4 protein-coding genes are annotated in these 4,039 nt (G+C 59.2%); all 4 read left to right on the top strand.

Annotated elements, in window-relative coordinates:
• The first annotated feature begins 166 nt into the window (after window positions 1-166).
• Complete coding sequence (locus ABWU19_RS14395; RefSeq protein ID WP_435902345.1) at window positions 167-829, top strand: GntR family transcriptional regulator; 663 nt, start codon at window positions 167-169, stop codon at window positions 827-829.
• Window positions 830-1,011: 182 nt separating this feature from the next.
• A complete protein-coding gene (locus tag ABWU19_RS14390) occupies window positions 1,012-2,259 on the top strand; it encodes an MFS transporter (protein WP_435902344.1) in 1,248 nt (415 codons plus the stop codon).
• A gap of 24 nt (window positions 2,260-2,283) precedes the next feature.
• Window positions 2,284-3,135 (top strand): phosphotransferase family protein, encoded by an 852-nt coding sequence (locus ABWU19_RS14385; RefSeq protein WP_435902343.1) that lies wholly within the window; start codon window positions 2,284-2,286, stop codon window positions 3,133-3,135.
• A 223-nt stretch (window positions 3,136-3,358) separates the two neighbouring features.
• On the top strand, window positions 3,359-3,985 hold the full coding sequence (upp, locus tag ABWU19_RS14380) for a uracil phosphoribosyltransferase (RefSeq protein ID WP_435902342.1): 627 nt from the start codon (window positions 3,359-3,361) through the stop codon (window positions 3,983-3,985).
• Window positions 3,986-4,039 lie beyond the last annotated feature (54 nt).

The raw sequence follows: 4,039 nt of genomic DNA, 5'->3' as shown, positions 1-4,039 counted from the left end.
CAGCATGCGCCAGTCGTAGGTGGTGTTGTGGGCCCGCAGGTCAGGTACTTGCATCAGGTAAGGAATGGGGCTGGGTATGGGTTTGTTCGGGTTCATGCTGTATATGATAAGAGCCTGATGGGGAAGCTCCTATATGAAAGCCGATTCTGCTCCTAAGCCAAAAGCTTTGCCCAGAGCCAGGTTGCAGTCCCAGCGGCTGGCCGACCAGGCCTATGCTTTGCTACGCGCCCAAATTCTTAGTGGCGTGCTGCCCCCCGGATACGCCCTGAGCGTTCCGGAACTTTCCCGCCTTTTGGGGGTTTCTCGCAGCCCCGTGCGGGAAGCGGTCTTGCAGCTAGTAGCCGATGGCCTGGCCCAGGAAGAGGCCCGCAAGGGAGCTGTGGTGGCCCATTTTGGCCTCGAGGACGCCCTGCAAATACTCGAAGCCCGGGAAGCGCTGGAGGTAGCCTCGGTGCAGTTGGGCGTCAGCCGCGCTACCACACAGGATCTGGAAGAGCTCCAGCGCATCTTGCAAACACAGGCCGAAACCGTTCAAAACGGCGACCTCGAGGGCTATCAGACCACCGACCTGCAGTTTCACAAAATGCTGGGCAGCCTGAGCCATAACCCCGTACTGGAGCGCATGGTGGGGCTACTCAAGGATCAGTTCCACCTGGCCTTAGAACCCGCAGCCCGCAGCCTGGCTCAGCTCGAGCGGGGGTTCCAGGAACATCAGGAGGTGCTAAAGGCCCTCCAGGCCAAAAGCGCCCCGCAGGCCGCCAAAGCCCTGCAAAAACACTTCGAGCGCATCCGGGAAAGCCTGGAAAGTTGGATGACCGCAAGAGGCTAGCCCCCCTTTTGCTAGCTGCATCTTCATCTGTTCCATCACGCCACGGCCCCTATTGCCGCTGCCATAAAACAAGGTGCAAACGACATATCCCTTCAAAATTTGAGCCCAACACGCCTAAACAGATGCACCCCAAAAGCCAGCCCAAACTGACCGCTGGGTCAGTTTGGGGGTATGATGGGCAGGTGCTGGCGTTGGCCTTATTGCGCGACCCCAAATACCGCAACTACTGGATTGCACTGTTTCTCTCCCAGATGGGCACCTGGATGCAGGCGGCCACCCAGGGCTGGCTGGTGCTCGAGCTCACCGGCAGTGCCGAACGGCTGGGTCTGGTGGTAGCGCTACAGTTTTTGCCCTCTTTGCTTTTCTCGATACCCGCAGGGGTGCTCTCCGATCGCTATAGCCGCCGCAACCTGCTTTTCATAACCCAGGGCGGCATGGCCATGCTGGCTTTTGGCATGTTTGCACTCATTGCCAGTGGGCTGGTGCGCTACGAGCACGTACTGGTGTTTGCTTTTCTATACGGCATCTTCAATGCCGCCGACCTGCCGGTGCGGCAAGCTTTCACGGTGGAGCTGGCGGGCAAAGAACGCTACCCGGGTGCCATCGCGCTTAACTCCTTTGGCTTCAATACCTCGAGGTTGGTAGGGCCGGCTTTGGCCGGGTTGCTGATTGCGGGCTTGGGCCTCTCCTGGAGCTACCTGGCCAACGCGCTCTCCTTTTTTCCATTAATTCTGGTGTTGTTTAGTGCGCCCAACTCGAGGCTCGAGGCCAGGCGCGACGGGGTCATAAAGGAAGCCCTCGAGGGCATGCGCTTTGTATGGGGGCATCCGCTGGTGCGGCAGGTGGTGGTGCTGGTGGGCCTCACCAGCCTGCTGGGCATGAACTTTCAAACCATCGTGCCAGCCTACGCTAGGCTCGAGCTAAAACTCGACGCCCAGGGCTTTGGCTTCTTGATGTCGGCGGTAGGACTGGGCTCCATCGTGGCAGCCCTGATGCAGGCCCTTGCTTCCCGGGCCCGGCCCTTGCGGTCGGTACTGGGAAGTGTCTTGCTGGGTCTGGCCCTGATCACCCTGGCCTTACCACTGCCTATCGGCTGGGTGGCCTTAATTTTTGGCCTGGCTGGGCTGGGGATGATCACCACCCTGATTAACTCCAATACCACCGTGCAACTGCTAGCCCCCGACCGCATCCGGGGCCGGGTGATGTCGGTTTATTCTATGGTTTTACTGGGCTCCGGCCCGCTGGGGGCCTATATTTCTGGCTGGCTTATAGACGCCCTGGGGGCCCGCTTTGGTGTGGCCACCATGGGCCTGCTCACCCTTCTGGCCGCCCTCTGGATGATTCGGCTTCCCTGGCCCAAAGTGTTAACCCCTGCGCCAGCCCCCAAAGTTGAGCCGCCCATACCTCCTCCCCAGGTTGCCTCAGACTGACCTGGCCCGAGTATTCTGTGCAAGATGGAGATTATTCCGGCCCTCGAGGCCCGTTACCGGATGCGTCTTACTCCTCTGGTGGGCGGCGCTGAAGCCCGTACCTTTGCGGGGGATGGGCTGGTTTTCAAGGTATACCCACCCCTTGCTGCTCAACCCGGTGGTATTTATGCCGCGCGGCTCGAGGCCCTCAACATGACCAAAGCCGGGCTGGGCGAGTGGGTGGTGGAGGCCTACAGCCTGGAGCAATACGGCATCCTGGTCACCAAGCGTTACCCTGGGGCAAACTTCACCCCCGAGCGCTTTAGCCAGGCTGCCCTGGACGAACTGGCCCAGTTTTTTGTCCGCCTTCATGCCATCCAGGAGCCTGGGGTGGTCAGTCGCTCGCGTTTGCAAGACCGCCTGCGCCAGTTTGGCAGCACCCTGCACGACCTGCCCCAGGCCCAGCAGCTGGTCGGCTGGCTCTGGCAGCACCTCGAGGAGATCGCCGGAACGCCCCAGGCTTTTTGCCACCGCGATCCTCATGCCGGCAACATTCTTCTGAAGCACCCTGAAGCCCAGGGGGTACCAGAGGCCCTGGTCGTGGATTGGATTCGCGCCCAGGCCGACGACCCTGCTCGCGACCTGGCTATCCTGACCACCGGAACCCTGGTGATGCTGGGGGAAGAGCAGGCTTTGGCATCCCTGCAGCACATTGTGGCCCACTACCCTGAACCCAACGCCCTTTGGCGCCGTTTACGCTTCTGGATACCCCTCACCTACCTGCACGATATGCACTGGTTCCGCACCAAAGAACCCACGGGTTTCGAGGCTGCAGTAGCCGAAAAAATGCCTAAAGCGCTGAGGTTTTATCGAAATTTTAAGCTCGAGCTGGCCTGAGCGCCACCCTGATGCATCCCCTGCTGGCCTAAGTGTCTCCATAAGCGAAATGCAAGATGCCCTATCGAAAGTTCGCTTTAGGAATTGCGCCAGGTATGCATTGACTCATTCCGCTGGTTTTGCCAATCTGCCCTGGCGCAACTTAAACAGCGGGTTGTGGGCGGTATTCAAATCACATCCACGTTTGCCCGCTAGCAAGTGGCGGTGTTACGATTCAAGCAGCATGAAACTGACCGTGGTAGACCACCCCCTGGTACAGCACAAGCTGGCCATCATTCGCGACAAGCACACCGGCAACAAAGAGTTCCGCGAGCTAATGGAAGAAGTCACCATGCTGATGGCCTATGAGGCCATGCGTGACCTCGAGCTTGCCCCAGTCACCATAAAAACCCCCCTCACCAGCATGACCGCCTATATGCTTTCAGGCAAAAAGCTCGCCGTGGTAGCCATCTTGCGGGCCGGGCTGATCATGGTGGATGGCATCCTGAAGCTGGTACCCGCCGCCAAAGTGGGGCACATTGGCCTTTACCGCGACCCCGAAACCCTGCAGCCGGTGGAGTATTACTGCAAGCTGCCTTCCGATATTGCTGAACGGCGGGTTTTCCTGACCGACCCCATGCTGGCCACCGCGGGTAGCGCAGTACACGCCATATCAATCCTAAAGTCCAAAGGGGCTCATCAAATTAAGCTGATGAGCATCATTGCTGCGCCAGAGGGCATCAAACGCGTGCAGGAAGTGCATCCCGATGTGGAGATTGTGGTGGCCGCCGTGGATAGCCACCTCAATGATCACGGCTACATCGTGCCTGGGCTGGGCGACGCAGGCGACCGAATCTATGGAACCAAATAAAGCTATACGCCAATTCGGAAAAGGACTTGACACCCAGTGGAAAATAAGGGACGG

It is taken from the genome of Meiothermus cerbereus (assembly GCF_051297115.1).
Taxonomy (GTDB): Bacteria; Deinococcota; Deinococci; order Deinococcales; family Thermaceae; genus Meiothermus; species Meiothermus cerbereus_A.
This window is presented reverse-complemented; position numbering and strand designations above follow the sequence as displayed.

What these genes read in the sequence shown, in the direction of transcription:
- ABWU19_RS14385 (WP_435902343.1), top strand. Translation starts at nt 2,284, where the DNA reads ATGGAGATTATTCCGGCCCTCGAGGCCCGTTACCGGATGCGTCTTACT.
- upp (WP_435902342.1), top strand. Translation starts at nt 3,359, where the DNA reads ATGAAACTGACCGTGGTAGACCACCCCCTGGTACAGCACAAGCTGGCC.